The 19,992-nt window shown below is 60.0% G+C and carries 17 protein-coding genes; 7 read left to right on the forward strand and 10 right to left on the reverse strand.

The window, feature by feature from the left end; all coding sequences use genetic code 11:
* Window position 1: 1 nt before the first annotated feature.
* The 3 genes from PF1751_RS01595 to gpmI form a co-directional block, all read right to left on the reverse strand.
* Window positions 2-1,318 (reverse strand): S41 family peptidase, encoded by a 1,317-nt coding sequence (locus tag PF1751_RS01595; protein ID WP_021492191.1) that lies wholly within the window; start codon window positions 1,316-1,318, stop codon window positions 2-4.
* A 30-nt stretch (window positions 1,319-1,348) separates the two neighbouring features.
* On the reverse strand, window positions 1,349-2,644 hold the full coding sequence (locus PF1751_RS01600; protein ID WP_010213881.1) for a murein hydrolase activator EnvC family protein: 1,296 nt from the start codon (window positions 2,642-2,644) through the stop codon (window positions 1,349-1,351).
* A 259-nt stretch (window positions 2,645-2,903) separates the two neighbouring features.
* Complete coding sequence (gene gpmI, locus PF1751_RS01605; RefSeq protein WP_010213878.1) at window positions 2,904-4,430, reverse strand: 2,3-bisphosphoglycerate-independent phosphoglycerate mutase; 1,527 nt, start codon at window positions 4,428-4,430, stop codon at window positions 2,904-2,906.
* 151 nt (window positions 4,431-4,581) lie between these two features.
* On the opposite strand from gpmI, the gene PF1751_RS01610 reads away from it, so the two are divergent.
* Genes PF1751_RS01610 through secB form a run of 3 tightly spaced genes read left to right on the forward strand, consistent with a single transcriptional unit; the run spans window position 4,582 to window position 5,772 of the window.
* Complete coding sequence (locus PF1751_RS01610; protein ID WP_010213877.1) at window positions 4,582-4,995, forward strand: rhodanese-like domain-containing protein; 414 nt, start codon at window positions 4,582-4,584, stop codon at window positions 4,993-4,995.
* 1 nt (window position 4,996) lies between these two features.
* Entirely contained in the window at window positions 4,997-5,251 is a 255-nt protein-coding gene (gene grxC, locus PF1751_RS01615; RefSeq protein WP_010213876.1) for a glutaredoxin 3, read from the forward strand.
* Window positions 5,252-5,292: 41 nt separating this feature from the next.
* Window positions 5,293-5,772 carry a protein-export chaperone SecB gene (secB, locus tag PF1751_RS01620; protein WP_010213875.1) on the forward strand — a complete coding sequence of 160 codons (480 nt, stop codon included), beginning with the start codon at window positions 5,293-5,295 and terminating at the stop codon, window positions 5,770-5,772.
* Window positions 5,773-5,892: 120 nt separating this feature from the next.
* Here secB and PF1751_RS01625 read toward each other — a convergent pair whose 3' ends face one another.
* Window positions 5,893-6,348, reverse strand: a complete 456-nt coding sequence (locus tag PF1751_RS01625; RefSeq protein WP_010213874.1) for a tRNA (cytidine(34)-2'-O)-methyltransferase — start codon at window positions 6,346-6,348, stop codon at window positions 5,893-5,895.
* Between PF1751_RS01625 and PF1751_RS01630 the strand changes: the two genes are divergently transcribed.
* Window positions 6,347-6,787: a hypothetical protein gene (locus PF1751_RS01630; RefSeq protein ID WP_044286495.1), complete on the forward strand. Its 441-nt coding sequence runs from the start codon at window positions 6,347-6,349 to the stop codon at window positions 6,785-6,787. The genes PF1751_RS01625 and PF1751_RS01630 overlap by 2 nt on opposite strands.
* A 533-nt stretch (window positions 6,788-7,320) precedes the next feature.
* Here PF1751_RS01630 and ntrC read toward each other — a convergent pair.
* The 5 genes from ntrC to glnA all read right to left on the reverse strand — a co-directional run bounded on the left by ntrC (window position 7,321) and on the right by glnA (window position 12,723).
* Window positions 7,321-8,757: a nitrogen regulation protein NR(I) gene (ntrC, locus tag PF1751_RS01635; RefSeq protein WP_008435682.1), complete on the reverse strand. Its 1,437-nt coding sequence runs from the start codon at window positions 8,755-8,757 to the stop codon at window positions 7,321-7,323.
* Window positions 8,754-9,839 carry a nitrogen regulation protein NR(II) gene (gene glnL, locus PF1751_RS01640; protein WP_010213871.1) on the reverse strand — a complete coding sequence of 362 codons (1,086 nt, stop codon included), beginning with the start codon at window positions 9,837-9,839 and terminating at the stop codon, window positions 8,754-8,756. The genes ntrC and glnL overlap by 4 nt, the downstream gene beginning before the upstream one ends.
* 287 nt (window positions 9,840-10,126) lie before the next feature.
* Entirely contained in the window at window positions 10,127-10,552 is a 426-nt protein-coding gene (locus PF1751_RS01645) for a cupin domain-containing protein (protein WP_044286496.1), read from the reverse strand.
* A gap of 77 nt (window positions 10,553-10,629) precedes the next feature.
* A complete protein-coding gene (locus PF1751_RS01650; protein WP_044286497.1) occupies window positions 10,630-11,166 on the reverse strand; it encodes a chorismate mutase in 537 nt (178 codons plus the stop codon).
* Between the two features lie 150 nt (window positions 11,167-11,316).
* Complete coding sequence (gene glnA, locus PF1751_RS01655) at window positions 11,317-12,723, reverse strand: type I glutamate--ammonia ligase (protein WP_010213867.1); 1,407 nt, start codon at window positions 12,721-12,723, stop codon at window positions 11,317-11,319.
* 334 nt (window positions 12,724-13,057) lie between these two features.
* Here glnA and thiI point away from each other — a divergent pair, with 334 nt between their 5' ends.
* Together thiI and typA are read left to right on the forward strand one after the other, a co-directional pair.
* Window positions 13,058-14,512, forward strand: a complete 1,455-nt coding sequence (thiI, locus tag PF1751_RS01660; RefSeq protein WP_010213865.1) for a tRNA uracil 4-sulfurtransferase ThiI — start codon at window positions 13,058-13,060, stop codon at window positions 14,510-14,512.
* A 139-nt stretch (window positions 14,513-14,651) separates the two neighbouring features.
* A complete protein-coding gene (gene typA, locus PF1751_RS01665; protein ID WP_010213863.1) occupies window positions 14,652-16,472 on the forward strand; it encodes a translational GTPase TypA in 1,821 nt (606 codons plus the stop codon).
* A 204-nt stretch (window positions 16,473-16,676) separates the two neighbouring features.
* On the opposite strand, the gene PF1751_RS01670 is transcribed toward typA, so the two are convergent.
* Window positions 16,677-17,111, reverse strand: a complete 435-nt coding sequence (locus PF1751_RS01670) for a YkgJ family cysteine cluster protein (protein WP_010213857.1) — start codon at window positions 17,109-17,111, stop codon at window positions 16,677-16,679.
* A gap of 238 nt (window positions 17,112-17,349) precedes the next feature.
* Between PF1751_RS01670 and PF1751_RS01675 the strand changes: the two genes are divergently transcribed.
* Window positions 17,350-19,800 (forward strand): glycogen/starch/alpha-glucan phosphorylase, encoded by a 2,451-nt coding sequence (locus PF1751_RS01675; protein WP_044286499.1) that lies wholly within the window; start codon window positions 17,350-17,352, stop codon window positions 19,798-19,800.
* Window positions 19,801-19,992: the final 192 nt, after the last annotated feature.

A 19,992-nucleotide genomic window follows, 5' to 3' on the forward strand; every position in this document is an offset into this window, starting at 1 on the left:
ATCAACGGCTGCGGGTGATGCTCAGGCCCTTGAGCAGGCTCAGCGCCTGGGCCAGCTGGTAATCGTCGTCCTGCGGCATCGGTTTGGCTTTCTTGCTGCTGTCGGTTGGCTGGTCAGCGCCGCCGTTGCCATTGCCCAAGTGACCTTGCAGGTCAGCCTCTTTGTAGTACTCGCTGTCGATCTCGTTGGTGATCTTGGCCTTGCGCACCTCGATGTCCGGCACGATGCCCTGGGCCTGGATCGAGCGGCCATTCGGTGTGTAGTACAGCGCAGTGGTGATCTTCAGCGCCCGCTCGTTGTTCAGCGGCAATACTGTTTGCACCGAGCCTTTGCCGAAGCTGGTGGTGCCCATCAGCACGCCGCGCTTCTGGTCTTGCAGCGCGCCGGCGACGATCTCCGAGGCCGAGGCGCTGCCGCCGTTGATCAGCACGGCCAGTGGCACGTTTTCGCTGAGATCGTTGCCGGTGGCCGAGAAGCGCAGCTCGGAGTTGGCGATACGGCCCTTGGTGTAGACGATCAGGCCTTTGGTGATGAAGTGGTCGACCACTTCCACCGCCGACTGCAGCACGCCGCCTGGGTTATTACGCAGGTCGAGCACGATACCGTTGAGTTTTTTGCCGTTGTCCTTGCGCAGCTTGGCCAGGGCCTTGGCCACTTCGTCGCCGGTCTTGACCTGGAACTGGGTGATGCGGATGTAGCCGTAGCCCGACTCCAACAGCTGACTCTTCACGCTCTTGACCACAATGGTCGCGCGGGTCAGCGTCACGTCGAACGGGTTGCCGCCGTCGCGTACCAGGGTCAGGGTGATTTTTTGGCCGATCTTGCCGCGCATCTTGTCGACGGCTTCGGTCATGGTCTGGCCACGGGTCGGCTGACCATTGATCTTGACGATAAAGTCGCCAGCCTGGATGCCTGCCTTGGACGCCGGGGTGTCATCGATCGGCGAGACCACCTTGATGTTGCCGTCTTCGGAGCCGACTTCAATGCCCAGGCCGCCGAATTCACCGCTGGTGCTTTCCTGCAGCTCGGCGAAATCTTCCGGGCCCAGGTAGGCGGAGTGCGGATCGAGGTTGCTGAGCATGCCCTTGATGGCATTTTCCAGCAGGGTCTTGTCGTCTACGGGTTCGACATAGGCTGCCTTGATGCGGTCCATGACCTCGGCGAACGTGCGCAGCTCATCCAGCGGCAACGGCGCCTTGGTGGTCGCGGCCGTGGCGGCGGGTGCAGCCGGAGCGGCCTGGTCGGCGAAAGCCAGGGGCGCGCCGATCACCAGGGCGATCGTCAGGGCCAGCGAAGTGAGGCGGGACAAATGCAGCATGTCGAACGAACTCCTAATGTAGATGCAGCCCTATCCTTGGGAACGGCACCATTGTGCAGGGTCGCTCGGGCGGCCCTGCTGACGAATAGCGAAGTACAGCGCCGGGGTGTCCTGGCCACCACTGTTACCGACAGTGGAAATGGATTCACCGGCTTTTACAACATCACCTGCCGACTTGAGTAAAGTCTGATTGTGGCCGTAAAGACTCAAATAGCCATTACCGTGGTCAAGAATCACCAACAAACCGGCACCCCGCAGCCAATCGGCAAACACCACGCGCCCACCGTGGACGGCGTGCACCTGGCTGCCAGCGGAGGCGCTGATCATCACGCCATCCCACTTCGCGCGGGTGTCATCGCCACGGGTTTCACCGAAGCGTGCCAGTAATCGACCATCAACCGGCCATGGAAGTTTGCCGCGCGCTGAAGCAAAAGGGCCGCCGAAGGATTCGCCGGCGCTGGAAACCAGCGGGCCAGGCGCTGCACGCGCCGGTTTACGCGGTGCCGGGGCGTCCGAGGTGGCAGCCAGCTCGGCCTCACGCTGGCGCTTTTTTTCGGCTTCCTGCTGGGCGATCAGCGCTTTTTGCCGCGCTTCTTCGGCCTCACGTGCCTGGCGGGCCAGGGTTTCTTCAATCGTTTTGAGGACTTTGGCCAAGTCGGCCTGGTCCTGCTCGCGGGCTTGCAGCTTGGCGTCGCGGGCCTTCACGTCGTCATTCAGCTTGGCCAGGGCCAGCTGGCGCTCTTTGCGAACCTTGTCCAGCTCGTCGCGCTGAGCGTTGAGGCTGCTTTTCTGGTCCTCAAGCTGCGACTGCTGGTTAGCGATTTCCTGTTCGACGTTGACCAACTGGCGCAAGGTCTCGTTGAAGCTCTTTAATTGCTCCAGGCGGGCCTTGCTCAGGTAGTCGTAGTAGGTCAGGGTGCGCGCGAATTTTTCCGGGTTCTGCTGGTTGAGCAGCAGCTTGAGGTATTCCTGGCGGCCATTCTGATAGGCGGCACGCGCCTGGATCGCGATCAAGCGTTGCTGTTCAACGCGTGCGCTCTGGAGTTTTTTTTTCTCAGCGTCGAGTCGCTCCAGTTCCGACTCGCTCTTCTTTAGTTCTTTTTGTAACTCCTGGACCTGCTTCTCCAGCTTGCCCATCTCGGTTTCCGTGCCGCGCAGGTCTTTCTGCACGCCGGATTTTTCTTCCTGGAGCTTGCCGAGCAGTTTTTTCAGCTCGGTAATGTCCTGACGCGTAGCGTCCAACTGTTGTTGGGTTTGTGCGCGCTCATCGGCAAACGCCGGTTGGAGCAGGCAGACAAGAGCGAGGGTAATCAAGGCGCGAAGCATAGAGGCGGGCGACACCAGGGAAAGGGACGCTCTAGTATGCCCGCCAAGCGCGGCAAAAAAAACGCCCAATTCGGGCTGGGGGGCAAGATAGGTGCCGAGTGGCGGTGGTATGGCGAAAAGACATCTATCAAACAGCGTACAACCAATGTGGGAGCGGGCTTGCTCGCGAATGCGGTGTGCCAGTCGCTGAAAATGTCGACTGAGCTACCGTATTCGCGAGCAAGCCCGCTCCCACACTGGTTTTGTGGTGAGGCTGGGATCAGACCAGAATCGAAGTCCCGGTCATCTCCACCGGCTTCTCCAGCCCCATCAGCATCAGCATGGTCGGCGCCACATCTGCCAGCACGCCGCCTTCGCGCACTTTCAAATCACGCTTGCCGACATAGATAAACGGCACTGGCTCAGTCGTGTGGGCTGTGTGGGCCTGGCCGGTGGATTCATCGGACATCTGTTCGCAGTTGCCGTGGTCAGCCGTGATCAGTGCTTCGCCGCCGACTTTCTCCAGGGCATCGACGATGCGACCGACGCAAAGGTCCAGGCATTCCACGGCCTTGGTCGCGGCTTCCAGGTTACCGCTATGGCCGACCATATCGCCGTTGGCGTAGTTGACCACGATCACGTCGTAACGCTGGTGTTCGATGGCGTCGACGATCTTGTCGGTGACTTCCGGCGCGCTCATTTCCGGCTGCAGGTCGTAGGTCGCAACCTTTGGCGATGGGATCAGGATGCGTTCTTCGCCTGGGAACGGCTCTTCACGACCGCCGGAGAAGAAGAAGGTCACGTGGGCGTATTTCTCGGTTTCGGCAATGCGCAGCTGGGTCTTGCCGTTTTTTGCCAGGTAGTCGCCCAGCACGTTGTCCAGGCTGCCCGGAGCAAAGGCCGCGGGGGCCGGGATGCTGGCGGCGTATTGGGTCAGGCCCACGTACTGCACTTTGGGCTGGCGGGCACGCTCGAATTCCTTGAAACCGTCTTCGACAAATACGCGGCTCAGCTCGCGGGCGCGGTCGGCACGGAAGTTCATGAACACCACCGCGTCGCCGTCTTCTACCTTCACCGGCTCGCCGATGGTGGTGGCCTTGACGAATTCGTCACTCTCGCCACGGGCGTAGGCGGCCTCCAGGCCTTCCTGGGCGGTGGCGGCGTGGAATTCGGCCTGGCCGTCGACGATCAGGTTGTAGGCCTGGGAGACGCGGTCCCAACGGTTGTCGCGGTCCATGGCGAAGTAACGGCCGACCAAACTGGCGATACGGCCTTTGCCGAGGGCGGCGAAGGTGGTGTCGAGCAGTTCGATGGAGGATTGCGCGCTTTTCGGCGGGGTGTCCCGGCCGTCGAGGAAAGCGTGCAGGTAAATCTTGTCGGCGCCGCGCTTAAAGGCCAGTTCGGCCATGGCGACCAGGTGGTCCTGGTGGCTGTGGACGCCGCCATCGGACAGCAGGCCCATGAAGTGCACGGCCTTGCCGGCAGCCACTGCTTTATCTACCGCGGCGCAGATGGTCGGGTTCTCGAAGAACTCACCATCGCGGATCGCTTTGGTCACACGGGTGAAGTCCTGGTATACCACTCGTCCGGCGCCGAGGTTCATGTGGCCGACTTCCGAGTTGCCCATCTGACCGTCCGGCAAGCCTACGTCCATACCTGAACCAGAGATGAGGCCGTTGGGTACGCTGGCGGTCAGGCGGTCGAGTACCGGCTTCTTGGCCGCGTATACCGCGTTGTCGTGGTGGCTTTCACTGTGTCCGAAGCCATCGAGAATTATCAGGACCAAAGGTTTAGGCGTAGTAGTCATAGATCCTCTCGCGGCGGTAATAAAGGAAGACAATTGAAAAGGGAGTGGCAGTTTAAAGCGAAGTTCCGACCACGTCACCGCTTTACGGGGGTTGGCCCCCCCTGACGGCTGTGTATACTTACCGCCATTTTAACGCCCTGGAACCTCCTTGATGGTTGATCACCTGATTGCATTTGCCACTGCCCACTACCTGCTCGTGGGTGCCTTCGTCATCCTGCTGGCGCTGCTGATCGCTCACGAATTGAGCCGCGGTGGCCGCAGCCTGAGCACGGCGGAGCTGACCGCACTGGTCAACAAGGATGAGGCCGTTGTCGTGGACATCCGCCCGGCCAAGGATTTTGCCACCGGCCACATCGTCGGTGCCCTGAACATTCCGCAGGACAAGCTGATCGCGCGCCTGGCCGAGTTGGAAAAGCACAAGGCCAAGACCATCATCCTGGTCGACGCCCAAGGCCAGCACGCCGGCACCCACGCCCGCGAAATGCTCAAGACCGGTTTCACCGCCGCCAAGCTGTCCGGTGGCATCAGCAGCTGGCGCGCCGATAACCTGCCGCTGGTGAAGTGATATGAGCCAGGTTGTCGTGTATTCCAGCGATTGGTGCCCTTACTGCATGCGGGCCAAGGCTCTGCTGGAGAAAAAGGGCGTTGCCTTCGAAGAAATCAAGGTCGACGGCAAACCCCAGGTGCGCGCCGAGATGGCCCAGAAGGCGGGGCGCACGTCCGTGCCGCAGATCTGGATCGGCGCCAAGCATATCGGTGGTTGCGATGACCTGTTTGCCCTGGAGCGCGCGGGTAAACTCGATGCGCTGCTGCTCGTCTGATGCCTAAACCCTAAAAGACCCCAAGATCACAAGGATCTGCGATGACTGACCAACAGAACACCGAAGCTGCAGAAGCCCAAGCGCCACAGTTTTCGCTGCAGCGCATCTACGTGCGTGACCTGTCGTTCGAAGCGCCGAAAAGCCCGGCCATCTTCCGCCAGGAATGGACCCCCAGCGTTGCACTGGACCTGAACACTCGCCAGAAGGCCCTGGAAGGCGACTTCCACGAAGTCGTGCTGACCCTGTCCGTGACCGTCAAGAACGGCGAAGAAGTGGCCTTCATCGCTGAAGTGCAACAGGCCGGTATCTTCCTGATCCAGGGCCTGGACGAAGCGTCCATGAGCCACACCTTGGGCGCGTTCTGCCCGAACATCCTGTTCCCGTATGCCCGTGAGACCCTGGACAGCCTGGTCACCCGTGGCTCGTTCCCTGCGCTGATGCTGGCTCCGGTGAACTTCGATGCCCTGTACGCTCAAGAGCTGCAGCGCATGCAACAGGAAGGTTCGTCGACCGTTCAATAAGTCGATGCGGTAAAAATGTGGGAGGGGGCTTGCCCCCCGATAGCGGAGTGTCAGTCACATAGATGTCGACTGGCACTCCGTCATCGGGGGCAAGCCCCCTCCCACACTTGTTTTACGGTGTTACTTGAAACCGAGCTGGCGCCAGCCTTCGTAAACCGCGACGGCCACGGTGTTGGACAGGTTCAAGCTGCGGCACCCCTCGCGCATCGGCAAGCGCAGGCGATGGCCATCGGGCAGGGCGTCGAGTACCTCGGCCGGCAGGCCACGGCTTTCCGGACCGAACAGGAAGGCGTCACCTTCGGCAAAGCTGACATCGTGGAACGGTTGCGAGCCCTTGGTGGTGAACGCGAACAGTCGCGGATGCCCCAGGCTTTCCAGGCAACTGGCCAGGTCGGCGTGGCGCTTGAGCGTGGCGTACTCGTGGTAGTCGAGCCCGGCACGGCGCAGGCGCTTGTCGTCCATGTCGAAGCCCAGGGGCTCGATCAAATGCAGGTGGCAGCCACTGTTGGCGCACAGCCTGATAACGTTGCCGGTATTCGGCGGAATTTCTGGTTGAAAAAGGATGACGTGAAACATGCACGGCTCCGAAGGCAAAGATGCGCTGCATTCTACCCCTGAAGAGGACCCAAGACCGAAGCTTATGCCTCGGGTCATGGGCTCATTGGCGATTGTTGGCATGATGGTGGGCCTGATGATCGGTCGCCTGACCACACCGGACCCGGTCGAACTGCAGCAGGTCGAGACCGCGGCGGACGGCGTGGTGGTGTGGTTCAACAGCGAACCCAAGCTGCACGGCGAGCATATCGACGGCACCGTGGCGCTGCTGTTCGACGCACAGGGCCAGGCCGCCGGTGGGCAGCTCAAGGTCAATGACAAGGATGTGAACTGGCGCGTGCGTAAGACCGATGGCGGCCTGCTGCTGAACCTGGTGGCGGCTCGGCCGTTGCGCGGGGAATGGAAAGGGGAGGAGGCTGACGGCCGCTGGCGGCTGGCGATCCATCTCCAAGAGCAATAAAAGAGGGAGTTCCCGGCCTGCCTGTACCAGGGCTCCCAAAACAGGGTGAAGCTTGCAAAGCTTCGGTGTTAAAGAGGGAATCCCCGGCCTGCCTGTACCGAGGTTCCCCAAAGCGGTGTGGGGCGCGACGCTGCTCGCGTCAAGCACCCCGGGTGTAAAGAGGGGATTCTCGGCCTGCCTGTACCAAGGTCCCCGAAACTGGGTAGTACAAGGGTTATTGCAGGGCGCGTGCCAGAGTGGCGACGTTGTGCCAAAAAAATCCTAAAAAAAGCGCAAAGCCCCGGAATACGGGGCTTTGGTGTTTTTGGTATTCAGATTGTCATCAACGAGCCTGAGGCTTGATGCGTTAGATTCATGCCCGATGCCGGTTCATGGTGCATTGAAGCGGTGCACGGCGCTGGAACTTTGTAGCGGTCCAAATGTGGGAGGGGGCTTGCCCCCGATAGCAGTAGGTCAGTCACAACATCTGTGGCTGATATACCGTCATCGGGGGCAAGCCCCCTCCCACATTGGATCTTCAGTGGATCTGAGATTCAGGCTTCATCACCCTCGTCATCATCCCCACCATCCACCTTCATCCCCAACTCCTTGATCTTGCGCGTCAGGGTATTGCGGCCCCAACCCAGCAACACGGCGGCATCGCGGCGGCGACCGGCGGTGTGCTTGAGGGCGGTCTCGATCATGATGCGCTCGAACGCCGGCACGGCGCTGTCCAGCAGGTTCGACTGGCCGCGCGCCAGGGCCTGGTCGGCCCATTGGCGCAGCGCTTGTTCCCAGTTGGTCACCGGCGCGGAATCCTGCGGAAGGCTCAACAGCTCCGGAGGCAGGTCGCTGATGTGCACTTCGCGTCCGGAGGCCATCACCGTGATCCAGCGGCAGGTGTTCTCCAACTGACGCACGTTGCCGGGCCACGGCAGGTTCTTCAGGTATTCCTCGGTCTCGCTTTTCAGCAGCTTCGGCTCGACGGCCAGCTCCTGAGCGGCGCGGCTGAGGAAGTGGCGGGCCAGGGTCGGGATGTCTTCGCGACGGTCCGACATGCGCGGGATATGGATGCGGATCACGTTGAGGCGGTGGAACAAGTCCTCACGGAATTTGCCCGCGTGCACCAGGGTTTCCAGGTTCTGGTGGGTCGCCGCGATGATGCGTACGTCGACCTTGACCGGTGTGTGTCCGCCCACCCGATAGAACTCACCGTCCGCCAGCACGCGCAGCAGACGGGTCTGGGTGTCGGCCGGCATATCGCCGATTTCATCGAGGAACAGCGTGCCGCCGTCAGCCTGTTCAAAGCGCCCGCGACGCAGGTTGGCTGCGCCAGTGAATGCGCCTTTTTCGTGGCCGAACAGCTCGGATTCCATCAAATCCTTTGGAATCGCCGCCATGTTCAACGCAATGAACGGCGAGGCTGCGCGTGGGCTGTGACGGTGCAGGGCATGGGCGACCAGCTCTTTACCGGTCCCCGACTCGCCGTTGATCAGCACGGTGATGTTGGAATGGCTCAAGCGCCCGATGGCGCGAAACACTTCCTGCATCGCCGGCGCTTCGCCGATGATTTCCGGGGTGCGGGTCAGGGCGGGTGGAGCTTCCTGGTTCTGTTGTTCCTGGGCGTGCTGGTTGGCGCGTTTGACCAATGCCACCGCTTCGTCCACGTCGAACGGCTTGGGCAGGTATTCAAAGGCGCCGCCCTGATAGGACGCGACAGCGCTGTCCAGGTCCGAGTGCGCCGTCATGATGATCACCGGCAAGCGCGGGTGCTGCTCGCGAATCCGCGCCAGCAGGTCCAGGCCACTGGCGCCGGGCATGCGGATGTCCGAGATGATCACGTCGGGCTGCTGGCGCGCCAGGCGGCTCATTACACCGTCGGCGCTGTCGAAGCTCTGGGTGGTCATGCCTTCCTGTTGCAAGGCTTTCTCGAGGACCCAGCGGATAGAACGGTCGTCATCGACGATCCAGACAGTTTCACTACGGCTCATGTCGATGGGGCTCCTTGTTCCAGTGGCAGAAAGATCGAGAACGTGGTGTGGCCAGGATGGCTCTCACACTCGATCAGACCCTGGTGCTGGCTGATGATGTTCTGGGTAATGGCCAGGCCCAGCCCGGTACCGTCCGGGCGGCCACTGACCATGGGAAAGAAAATGGTTTCCTGCAGTTCCGCAGGAATCCCCGGGCCGTTGTCGATGATCTCGACCTTGGTCACCAGGCGATGGCGCACATGGCCAATGGTGAACTGACGCAGGGCGCGGGTGCGCAGGCTGATGCGGCCCAGGCGCAGCTCGTTCTGGCTGCTGATGGCCTGCATGGCGTTACGTACGATATTGAGCACCGCCTGAATCATCTGTTCGCGGTCGATCAAAACGTCGGGAATGCTTGGGTCATAGTCGCGCACCAAGGTGATGCAGCCCTGGCTTTCGGCCTCAACCAGCTGACAGACACGCTCCAGCACTTCGTGCACGTTGGTCATCGCCAGCGACGGCAGCTTGTTGGAGCCGAGCATGCGGTCCACCAGGTTACGCAGGCGGTCGGCCTCTTCGATGATGACGTTGGTGTAGTCCTTGAGGTTATCGTCCGGCAGCTCGCGGGCCAGCAGTTGCGCTGCGCCACGGATACCACCCAGCGGATTCTTGATCTCATGGGCCAGGCCACGCACCAACATCTTGCTGGTCTCCTGCTTGGACAACTGCGCTTCTTCCTTGGTGATGCGCAGGAGGCGGTCGCGCGGGTGCACTTCCAGCAGCAGCAAGGTGGCGCCGTTGCTGAGGATCGGGGTCACGGCGTAGTCGACGGTCAGGGTCTGGCCGGTCAGGGCCGTGAGCATCGCTTCGCGCTTGGTGAAGGGGTGGGCCTGCTCCACAGCCTGGCGCAATGAGCTCAAGGCTTCGGCTGACTCGGTGAACAATTCGCTGATGAACTGCCCATGGCTGCGCTGGCCGCTGATGGCCAGGAGCATCTCCGCCGCCGGGTTCATGTACTCAAGACGCAAGTCGTCGTTGAGTAGGATGGTCGCGGTGGTCAGGTTGTCGAGTAGCAAACGGTGCAGTGCATCGCTGATGGTCATCAGGACCTCTTTTGGAGCAACGCGCGGGCTTGAGGCACACGCTGATACAAGGAAAATGCAAAAACCAAACCAAGGCTCCGAAAAGAAGCGTGCAAGCCCTGAAATGGGGGTTTTAGGCGCGAAACTGTGGCGTTCTGCCAGCTTGCTCGGGAAGTTTCGAACCAAAATGGGCTGGGCAGGTGGGTAGGGTGCAGCCTATCGCACCAATATAGTGCGGTTTTGTGAAGGTTGTTCAGGAAGTGCTGGGCGGACCGTTTTCAATGCGGGGTGAAAACGGTTCGGGACGGTCAGCGTTGCTCTGACAGTGGCATGCCTGGAGTGCCCGCATAAAAGACCAGAAGCTCAACGGGTGTGTTTCCGGTAATGCCGCGATGTTCGGTGCCCACCATCTCGGCCAGGGTTTGCCCTTGCCTCAAGGTCCGCGAGGCGCCGTTTGCGCGGGTTTCAACGGTCAACTCCCCTGAAACGATGTAGGCAGCGTTCGGCATCGGGTGGGTGTGCCAAGGCAGTTGCGTGCGTGCCGGGATCTTCAGGCGTATCAGCGTGAGCTGCGGCGGGCCGGACGGGTAGGCTGTGTAGGGCGTGCCGTCCCAAGACTCGCTACGTTCAAGCAAGACCTCTTTCTCGATCTGTGCCGCATCCTTTGCCTGCGTGCCGCAGCCCAGCAACGACAAAACTGTCGCTGCTGCAGTCAAGCACTTGAGGGTGTCCATGGTTCCATCCTGTTCGGTCAGTGAACGCTCAGGCTATGGCTGTCGGCCCAGGTGAAGATGCAGGACGGTTCCTCAAATCAAGTAGGTCGAACGCACAGCTCGGCCGTGGCACGGATCATCGCCAGTTGCCGCAGTGGATCGTTCAGCGGCTCATGCACGGCTTCGGCCAGCCACTGTGGGCACTGCGGGTCGGTGCGCTGCGGGGTAAAGTCGGCCAGCTGCTGCAGCAGGCGTTTTTGCAGTTCATCCAGATGCGGGCGTATCTGTTTGATCAGGTCCGGGCGTGGGTCGTCCGGCGCCTTGCCTTGGAACTGCCAGTCGGAAAGGTGGGTGTATTGCACCAGCTTGTTGGCCTCGATCTGCGCCGAAAAAAACTGCTCGGCGGCGGCCGCGTCCAGCTTGTAGGTCGGTGCCTGGGCGCTAACGCTGGCGATCACCTCTTGTTCGCGCTTTTTATCTTCCACGGGCTTTTTGCTGTCCCATTTGCTCAGGGCTACCTGGTCGGCGATCTCCAGGCGTTCGGCAATGCTGTTGAGCAGCGGCTCCAGAGTGGGCGGCGCAGCACTCGCACTGGCACTGACGAACAACAGAGCGAACACAAGTCGACGTTTCAAGGATGATCTCCTGTGGGAGCGGGGCTTGCCCGCGATGGCGGAGTATCAGTCAATACAACAGGTGCTCGATGCGGCGCAATCGCGGGCCAAAAAAAAGACCTCCCGAAGGAGGTCTTTTTTCATCACGCTACATTAAGCAGCGCTACCGGATCAGCAGCTGTAGTACAGCTCGTATTCCAGTGGGTGTACGAAGGTGCGAACCTTGATTTCTTCTTCGCTCTTCAGGCCGATGTAAGCGTCGATGAAGTCGTCGCTGAACACGCCGCCTTTGGTCAGGAACGCACGGCCCTTGTCCAGCTCTTCCAGGGCTTCTTTCAGGCTGCCGCACACTTGTGGGATCTCTTTGGCCTCTTCAGGCGGCAGGTCGTACAAGTTTTTGTCGGCGGCGTCGCCAGGGTGGATCTTGTTCTGGATACCGTCCAGGCCAGCCATTACCAGGGCAGCGAAGGCCAGGTACGGGTTGGCTGCTGGATCCGGGAAGCGTGCTTCGATACGGCGAGCGCGAGGGCTGGACACGTATGGAATACGGATCGAAGCGGAACGGTTGCGCGCCGAGTAGGCCAGCATTACCGGTGCTTCGAAACCTGGGACCAGACGCTTGTAGGAGTTGGTCGACGGGTTGGTGAAGCCGTTCAAGGCCTTACCGTGTTTGATGATACCGCCGATGAAATACAGGGCAGTGTCGGACAGGCCGGCATAACCTTCGCCAGCGAAGGTGTTCTTGCCCTCTTTGGCGATGGACAGGTGAACGTGCATACCCGAACCGTTATCGCCGTACAGAGGCTTAGGCATGAAGGTAGCGGTACGGCCGTAGGCAACGGCAGTGTTGTGTACGCAGTACTTCAGGGTCTGTACTTCGTCAGCCTTGGCCACCAGGGTGTTGAACTTCACACCGATTTCGTTCTGGCCGGCAGTGGCCACTTCGTGGTGGTGCACTTCGATGGTCAGGCCCATGTCTTCCATGGCGTTGCACATGGAGGTACGGATTTCGTGGTCGTGGTCGAACGGCGGAACTGGGAAGTAGCCACCTTTGATGCCTGGACGGTGGCCATGGTTGCCGCCTTCCACGTCTTGATCGGACATCCAGGAGCCTTGTTCGGAGTAGATCTTGAACATGGAGCCGGAGATGTCGGACTTGAACTTCACTTGGTCGAAGATGAAGAATTCTGGCTCTGGGCCTACGAATACAGTGTCACCGATACCGGTCGACTTCAGGTATTCCTCGGCACGCTTGGCGATCGCACGTGGGTCGCGGTCGTAGCCTTGCATGGTCGAAGGCTCGATCACGTCGCAGACCAGGATCAGGGTCGGCTCTTCGGTGAACGGGTCGAGTACGGCAGTGCTGTCGTCCGGCATCAGGATCATGTCGGAGGCTTCGATGCCTTTCCAGCCAGCGATGGAGGAACCGTCGAACATTTTGCCTTCTTCGAAGAAAGCTTCATCCAGCGCGTCGCGAGCCGGCATGGTCACGTGGTGCTGAGTGCCTTTGGTGTCCGTGAAGCGCAGATCAATCCATTTAACGTCATGATCTTTGATGAGTTGAACCGACTTCGACATAGTGTCCTCCGGGTGGCTTCGGGCTGGGGTAGTGGAGTTAGCCCTTAGAATGTGGGTGATGCCGGCGCGGATAGTCCGCCATGGCAACCTGCCTCACAAGAGAGCAAATTGCATGCCAGTGCGCCAACATGGGTTTTCTGCTCAAAAAACGACCCTATAAAGGTGCATTACGACAAAAGACCAAAAATGGCGCACCGCAATGTAGCGCAAAGGCGCGCAAATGCACCTATTTAGTGCGTTGCACGTGCGATGCATATTAACTGGTTAAACCTTGAGCGATTTCCGCTATAATCCGCGCCCCCCTTTTTCAGCAGGCCCGGCGCGCGCTGTTTCCATGAAATTAATCGTTAAAGTCTTCCCCGAGATCACCATCAAAAGCCGACCGGTACGGACGCGTTTCATCCGTCAGTTGGCCAAGAACATCCGTGCCGTGCTCCGCGATCTGGACCCGGCTGTGGTGGTGAACGGCGTGTGGGACAACCTCGAGCTGGAAACCCGTGTCACCGAGCCCAAAGCCTTGAAGGACATGACCGAGCGCCTGAGCTGCATGCCGGGCATCGCGCATTTCCTGCAGGTGGATGAGTACCCGCTGGGCGACTTCGATGACATCACCGAGAAGTGCAAACAGCACTACGGCAGTGAGCTTGAAGGCAAGATCTTTTCGGTGCGCTGCAAGCGTGCCGGCAAGCACACCTTCAGCTCCATGGACGTCGAGAAATACGTCGGCAGCAAGCTGCGTCGCGAGTGCGGCGCATCCGGAATTTCCCTGAAAGCGCCGCAAATTGAAGTGCGCATGGAAATTCGCGACCAACGGTTGTTTGTGATCCACAGCCAGCACAACAGCATCGGCGGCTACCCGCTGGGCGCCCTGGAACAGACCCTGGTGCTGATGTCCGGCGGTTTCGATTCCACGGTGGCGGCCTACCAGATCATGCGCCGCGGCCTGATGAGCCACTTCTGCTTCTTTAACCTGGGCGGACGTGCACACGAATTGGGCGTGATGGAAGTCGCGCATTTTATCTGGAAGAAGTACGGCAGCTCCCAACGCGTGCTATTTGTGAGCGTACCGTTCGAGGAAGTGCTGGGCGAAATTCTCGGTAAAGTCGATAACGGTCATATGGGCGTGGTATTGAAGCGTATGATGTTGCGCGCGGCCTCGCGAATCGCCGACAAGTTGCAGATCGATGCACTGGTAACCGGTGAGGCGATCTCCCAGGTCTCCAGCCAAACGCTGCCGAACCTGTCGATCATCGATTGCGTCACCGAGAAGCTGGTCTTGCGCCCGCTGATCGCCAGCCATAAGCAGGACATCATCGACCTGGCAGAGCAGATCGGCACCGCCGACTTTGCCAAGCACATGCCCGAGTACTGCGGGGTCATTTCGGTGAACCCCAAGACCCACGCCAAGCGCCATCGCGTGGAGCATGAAGAGAAAGAATTCGACATGGCGATTCTGGAGCGTGCGCTCGAGAACGCCAAGCTGGTCCCGATCGATCGCGTGATCGACGAATTGGGCCAGGACATCAAGATCGAAGAAGTCAGCGAAGCCCTGGCCGGCCAGATCGTCATCGACATCCGTCACCCGGATGCCGCTGAGGATGAGCCGCTGGAAATCGCCGGCATCGACGTACAAACGCTGCCGTTCTATGCATTGAATGCGCGTTTCAAGGAACTGGATAACAGCCGTCAGTACCTGCTGTATTGCGACAAAGGCGTGATGAGTCGCCTGCATGCCCACCATTTGCTCAGTGAGGGACATGCCAATGTGCGCGTTTATCGACCGAGCTAAGAGCCCGGGGCTGTTTGCCTGTGGCCTGCGTCACCGGCCCCCCGACTCTGCCGTCAAGCTGTAACGGCAAGGCCTGACTCTACTGTTAATCGCTGCCACGACCTGTCAGCACACCGAATCCTCTGATCGAGATACACAAGTGATCGAAAATCTACGTAACATCGCCATCATTGCTCACGTTGACCATGGTAAAACCACCCTGGTAGACAAACTCCTGCGTCAATCCGGCACCCTGGAGCGCAACGAGCTCAACGACGAGCGCGTGATGGACTCCAACGACCAGGAAAAAGAGCGCGGCATTACCATCCTGGCTAAAAACACCGCTATCAACTGGAACGGCTACCACATCAACATCGTGGATACCCCGGGCCACGCCGACTTCGGCGGCGAAGTAGAACGCGTAATGTCGATGGTTGACTCCGTTCTGCTGCTGGTTGACGCTCAAGACGGCCCTATGCCGCAAACCCGTTTCGTGACCAAGAAGGCGTTCGAAGCCGGCCTGCGTCCGATCGTGTGCATCAACAAGGTTGACCGTCCAGGCGCGCGTCCGGACTGGGTTCTGGACCAGATCTTCGACCTGTTCGACAACCTGGGTGCCACCGAAGAACAGCTGGACTTCAAAGTCGTCTACGCCTCGGCCCTGAACGGTATTGCCGGTCTGGACCACACCGACATGGCTGAAGACATGACCCCGCTGTACCAGTCGATCGTCGACAACGTACCAGCCCCGGCTGTTGACCGTGACGGCGCGTTCCAGATGCAGATCTCCGCTCTGGACTACAACAGCTTCCTGGGTGTTATCGGCGTTGGCCGTATCGCCCGTGGTCGCGTCAAGCCGAACACCCCGGTAGTCGCTATCGGCGCCGACGGCAAGAAGCGCAACGGTCGTATCCTGAAGCTGATGGGTCACCACGGTCTGCACCGCATCGACGTTGAAGAAGCGGCCGCTGGCGACATCGTGTGCATCAGCGGTATGGACTCGCTGTTCATCTCCGACACCCTGTGCCACCCGGACACCGTCGAGGCGATGAAGCCTCTGACCGTTGACGAGCCAACCGTTTCCATGACCTTCCAGGTAAACGACTCGCCTTTCTGCGGTAAAGAAGGCAAGTTCGTGACCTCCCGTAACATCAAGGAGCGTCTGGACAAAGAGCTGCTGTACAACGTTGCACTGCGCGTTGAAGAAGGCGACTCGGCTGACAAGTTCAAGGTTTCCGGCCGTGGTGAGCTGCACCTCTCGGTACTGATCGAAACCATGCGTCGCGAAGGCTTCGAAATGGGCGTTGGTCGTCCAGAAGTGATCATCCGTCAGGTTGACGGCGTGAAGCAGGAACCGTTCGAAAACGTCACCATCGACACCCCGGAAGAATCCCAGGGCAAGGTGATGGAAGAGATGGGTCTGCGTAAAGGCGACCTGACCAACATGGTGCCGGATGGCAAAGGCCGTGTGCGTCTGGAATACAACATCCCTGCTCGTGGTCTGATCGGTTTCCGTAACCAGTTCCTGACCCTGACCAACGGTGCTGGCATCCTGACCTCGATCTTCGATCGCTACGACACCATGAAGTCCGGCGACATGTCCGGCCGTCAGAACGGTGTTCTGGTATCGGTAGAAACCGGCAAGGCACTGACCTACTCCCTGGAAACCCTCCAGGCGCGTGGCAAGCTGTTCGTTGAACACGGTCAAGAGATCTACAACGGTCAGATCGTTGGTCTGAACAGCCGTGACAACGACATGGGCGTCAACCCAACCAAAGGCAAGAAGCTCGACAACATGCGTGCTTCGGGTAAAGACGAAACCATCGCTCTGGTTCCACCTGTTCGCTTCACCCTGGAACAGGCCCTGGAATTCATCCAGGACGACGAGCTGTGCGAAGTCACGCCTAAGTCGATCCGCCTGCGTAAGAAGATCCTGGACGAAGGCGAGCGTACCCGCGCTGCCAAGAAAGCCAAGAACTGAGTTAACTCAGGCTGAATGAAAAACGCCCCCGGTCGAAAGGCCGGGGGCGTTTTTTTATGCCTGCAAAATGTGCAGTGATTGTGCCGGCCTCTTCGCGAGCAAGCCCGCTCCCACATTTGACCGCGTTTTTTCAGGATGAATGAGGTCAAGTGTGGGGGCGGGCTTGCTCGCGAACGCGGTAGCCCAGGCAATAAAGAACTTGGATCAGAACTTATCGAGTGTCCGAAACTTGGTCTCGCGCACCACTTCCTTCGGCTTGTACGCGCAATACCCAGGGCGTGGACCGATCTTCGGGTGGTTGCGGCAGGTATCCGGGCGCTTGTCATAAATAGTGCAGAAGCGCGTCTTACGATCCAGGTACAGGCAATCGTTGTTGCTCATGCGCTGCAGGGTAAAAATCTCGGATTTGGCGTTGAAGCGCTCGACGATGCCTTCCTTCTGCAAGCGCTTGGCGATGTTCTTCGGCGGGTCGCCGCGCTCGAATTCATCGACGATACCAATGCGGATCAGGTCCTTGATCTTCACTTCGACCGGCAGCGTGCAGCAGCTGGACACGCAACCACCGCACATATGCGCGGAATATTTCTGCCACGTTTCAAGACGGTCGAGTTCCGCGGCGGCGATCAGTTGAGGCTTCATCAGGGTTCCAAGGTGGGGCGGTGTCCGGGCGCGCGATCATACCGGGATTGATGATTTTTTGAACAATTTTTTATGGGTTTCGGCCAGAAGGCGCGCTTGTATCAAAAGCAGGCACGGCCAATGCATCAAAACCCTGTAAAGGTAAATGCGTTAAAAAAGTGCCGAACCAGAGCGTCTACCGTCTGTCAGACCGTCTAGGCTCTAGCAACTCCTTCTATCTCGCCCGAGGTCGCAATTGATGTCTCAGGAACCACTTGAACGAGAAGCAGAGGTAGCCGCATTCCGCGATGCCGTCTTGACCAAACTTACCTACGCGGTGGGCAAGGACCCGGATCACGCCTTCGACCACGACTGGTTCGAAGCCATTGCCCTGGCCGCGCGCGACCAGATGGTCGATCACTGGATGGACCACACCCGGCGCATCTACCGCAAGGGCCAGAAGCGGGTTTACTACCTTTCCCTGGAATTCCTCATCGGCCGCTTGCTCTACGACAGCCTGAGCAACCTCGGCGTGCTGGAAATCGCTCGTGAAGCGCTCTCGGAGCTGGGTGTCGACCTTGAGCGCATCCGCCTGCTGGAGCCCGATGCCGCACTGGGCAACGGCGGCCTGGGTCGCTTGGCGGCGTGCTTCATGGAAAGCATGTCGACCCTGGGCATTGCCGGCCATGGGTATGGCATCCGTTATGAGCACGGCTTGTTTCGCCAGGCGATTGTCGATGGCTGGCAGCAGGAGCAGACCGAGCGCTGGCTGGACTTCGGCAACCCATGGGAATTCGAACGCCCTGAAGTGGCGTACCCGATCGGCTTTGGTGGCAGCGTCGAAACACTGGAAGATGCCTCCGGGAAAATGATCCAGCGATGGACGCCGAACGAAACCGTGCGCGCCATTGCTTATGACACGCCGGTTGTCGGCTGGCGCGGTGCCAGCGTCAACACGCTGCGGCTGTGGCGTGCCCGGGCGGTGGAAGACCTGCACCTGGAGCGCTTCAACGCCGGTGACCACCTTGGCGCGGTCGCCGAAGTGGCACGCGCCGAAAGCATCTCCCGAGTGCTTTACCCGGCCGACAGCACCGAAGCAGGGCAGGAACTGCGCCTGCGCCAGGAATACTTCTTTGTCGCCGCCTCCCTGCAAGACCTGCTGCGCCGCCACAAGAACATGCACGGCTCGGTGCTGAGTCTGGGCGAACACGCCGCGATCCAGCTCAACGACACCCACCCGTCCATCGCCGTGGCCGAGCTGATGCGTCAATTGGTCGACCTGCACCACATTCCGTGGGAAGCGGCGTGGGATGTGACGGTGGAAACCCTGTCGTACACCAACCACACGCTGCTGCCTGAAGCGCTGGAAACCTGGCCGGTCGGCCTGATGGAACGCATGCTGCCCCGGCACATGCAGATCATCTACCTGATCAACGCCCAGCACATCGACTCGCTGCGCGCCAAGGGCATCCACGACTTTGACGTACTGCGCGCGGTGTCATTGATCGAAGAAGACAACGGCCGCCGCGTGCGCATGGGCAACCTGGCATTCCTGGGCTCCCACAGCGTCAACGGCGTGTCCGGCCTGCACACCCAATTGATGCGCAGCACGGTGTTCTCCGAGCTGCACAAGCTGTACCCGGAACGCATCAACAACAAAACCAACGGCATTACCTTCCGTCGCTGGTTGTACCAGGCCAACCCCAAGCTCACGTCCATGCTGGTGGAAGCGCTCGGCCCGGACATTCTCGACAAGCCCGAAGAGCGGTTGGTGGAGCTTGAGCCATTTGCCGAAAAACAGACGTTCCGCAAGGCATTTGCCGAGCAGCGCCTGCACAGTAAGCGCGCGCTGGCGGACATCATTCACGAGCGCCTGGGCATTGCGGTCAACCCGGCGGCGATGTTCGACGTGCAGGTCAAGCGTATCCACGAATACAAGCGCCAGTTGCTCAACCTGCTGCACACCGTGGCGCTGTACCAGGCCATCCGTGCCGAGCCGGGCACCGACTGGGTGCCGCGCGTGAAAATCTTCTCGGGCAAGGCGGCGGCCAGTTATCACCAGGCCAAGTTGATCATCAAGTTGACCAACGACATCGCCCGCACGGTCAATAACGACCCGACCGTACGCGGTTTGCTCAAGGTGGTGTTCCTGCCCAACTACAACGTCAGCCTGGCGGAAAGCATCATTCCGGCGGCGGATTTGTCGGAGCAGATTTCCACCGCCGGTTTCGAGGCCTCGGGCACCAGCAACATGAAGTTCGGTCTCAACGGTGCGCTGACCATCGGCACGATGGACGGCGCCAACGTGGAAATGCACGAGCGTGTGGGGGCCGAGCACATGTTTATCTTCGGCCTCAGCGCGCAGCAGGTGGAAGCCCGCAAGCACGCTGGTGAATTCAATGCAGGTGCTGACATCGCGGCGTCTCATCGGTTGAATGACGTGCTGCAAGCGATCGGCGGCGGGGTGTTCTCGCCGGACGATCCGGGCCGCTACGCGGGGCTGATCGACGGGCTGATCGACTACGACCGCTTCCTGGTGTGTGCCGACTTCGATTCGTACTGGGACGCCCAGGCGCGGGTTGAGGCGCATTGGCATGATTCCAAGGCGTGGTGGCGTTCGGCGGTGCTGAATACGGCGCGGATGGGTTGGTTCAGCTCGGATCGGACCATCAGGGAGTACGCGACCGAGATCTGGAAAGCCCTCGACTGAACACGGCTGACCTGAATATGTGCGCGGGCTTGTGTGGGAGCTGGCTTGCCTGCGATAGCATCACCTCGGTGTGACAGATACACCGAGGTGTCTGCGTCGCGGGCAAGCCAGCTCCCACACACGCCCGCTTCCACATGGGTGCAGCGTCGATATACTAGGCCTCGGTTTGCCTGCCTCGGGCTGCTTAGGGAT

The sequence above is a fragment of the Pseudomonas simiae genome (genome assembly GCF_000934565.1).
GTDB lineage: Bacteria > Pseudomonadota > Gammaproteobacteria > Pseudomonadales > Pseudomonadaceae > Aquipseudomonas > Aquipseudomonas simiae.

Coding starts and splice junctions, on each gene's coding strand:
- PF1751_RS01595 (WP_021492191.1), bottom strand. CDS start 1,318: ATGCTGCATTTGTCCCGCCTCACTTCGCTGGCCCTGACGATCGCCCTG.
- PF1751_RS01600 (WP_010213881.1), bottom strand. CDS start 2,644: ATGCTTCGCGCCTTGATTACCCTCGCTCTTGTCTGCCTGCTCCAACCG.
- gpmI (WP_010213878.1), bottom strand. CDS start 4,430: ATGACTACTACGCCTAAACCTTTGGTCCTGATAATTCTCGATGGCTTC.
- PF1751_RS01610 (WP_010213877.1), top strand. CDS start 4,582: ATGGTTGATCACCTGATTGCATTTGCCACTGCCCACTACCTGCTCGTG.
- grxC (WP_010213876.1), top strand. CDS start 4,997: ATGAGCCAGGTTGTCGTGTATTCCAGCGATTGGTGCCCTTACTGCATG.
- secB (WP_010213875.1), top strand. CDS start 5,293: ATGACTGACCAACAGAACACCGAAGCTGCAGAAGCCCAAGCGCCACAG.
- PF1751_RS01630 (WP_044286495.1), top strand. CDS start 6,347: ATGCACGGCTCCGAAGGCAAAGATGCGCTGCATTCTACCCCTGAAGAG.
- PF1751_RS01625 (WP_010213874.1), bottom strand. CDS start 6,348: ATGTTTCACGTCATCCTTTTTCAACCAGAAATTCCGCCGAATACCGGC.
- ntrC (WP_008435682.1), bottom strand. CDS start 8,757: ATGAGCCGTAGTGAAACTGTCTGGATCGTCGATGACGACCGTTCTATC.
- glnL (WP_010213871.1), bottom strand. CDS start 9,839: ATGACCATCAGCGATGCACTGCACCGTTTGCTACTCGACAACCTGACC.
- PF1751_RS01645 (WP_044286496.1), bottom strand. CDS start 10,552: ATGGACACCCTCAAGTGCTTGACTGCAGCAGCGACAGTTTTGTCGTTG.
- glnA (WP_010213867.1), bottom strand. CDS start 12,723: ATGTCGAAGTCGGTTCAACTCATCAAAGATCATGACGTTAAATGGATT.
- thiI (WP_010213865.1), top strand. CDS start 13,058: ATGAAATTAATCGTTAAAGTCTTCCCCGAGATCACCATCAAAAGCCGA.
- PF1751_RS01670 (WP_010213857.1), bottom strand. CDS start 17,111: ATGAAGCCTCAACTGATCGCCGCCGCGGAACTCGACCGTCTTGAAACG.
- PF1751_RS01675 (WP_044286499.1), top strand. CDS start 17,350: ATGTCTCAGGAACCACTTGAACGAGAAGCAGAGGTAGCCGCATTCCGC.